The 648-nt window shown below is 48.5% G+C and carries 2 protein-coding genes; both read left to right on the top strand.

All coding sequences use genetic code 11. The features are described from left to right. The coding region (locus ACTHUR_RS15095; RefSeq protein ID WP_440399429.1) for a MotA/TolQ/ExbB proton channel family protein at window positions 1–303 on the top strand (303 nt) is incomplete at its 5' end. Window positions 304–306: 3 nt separating this feature from the next. Next, a partial coding sequence (locus ACTHUR_RS15090) for an ExbD/TolR family protein (protein ID WP_440399428.1) occupies window positions 307–648 on the top strand: 342 nt, incomplete at its 3' end.

Below are 648 nucleotides of genomic sequence, written 5' to 3'. Positions count from 1 at the left end.
TTTGATTACGGCATGACTGCTTTGGCATCCATCGGTTCAACTGCCCCGTTTATCGGCTTGTTCGGTACGGTTTGGGGGATTTACCACGCCTTAATCAATATCGGTCAAAGCGGTCAAATGAGTATCGCTGCGGTAGCCGGTCCGATTGGTGAAGCCTTGGTATCAACCGCTATCGGTTTGTTTGTCGCCATCCCTGCTGTCTTGGCGTACAACTTCCTCAACCGCGGCAAGAAAACCCTCTCTCAAGATATGGACGCTTTTGCACACGATCTGCACGTCCGTCTGCTGAATCAAAAGGACTAAATTATGGCATTCGGTTCAATGAATTCCGGCGATGATGCACCGATGTCGGACATCAACGTCACGCCTTTGGTCGATGTGATGCTGGTACTGTTGATCGTTTTCATGATCACCATGCCCGTACTGACCCACTCGATTCCTTTGGAACTGCCGTCTGCTTCCGAAAATGCAGCAAAGCAGAAGGAAAAGCAGCCTAAAGACCCGCTGCGTCTGACTATTGATGCCAACGGTAGCTACTACATTGATGGCGATTCTGCGACTAAAGCGGATATTAATGCGGTTATTTCCCGACTGAAAACAGAAAAGCAGAAAAACGCTAATACCATCATTGCCATTTCAGCAGATAAG

The organism is Neisseria sp. P0021.S007 (assembly GCF_051956855.1).
The sequence above is the reverse complement of the archived record's forward strand: the minus strand, read 5'-3'. Positions and strand labels throughout refer to the sequence as shown.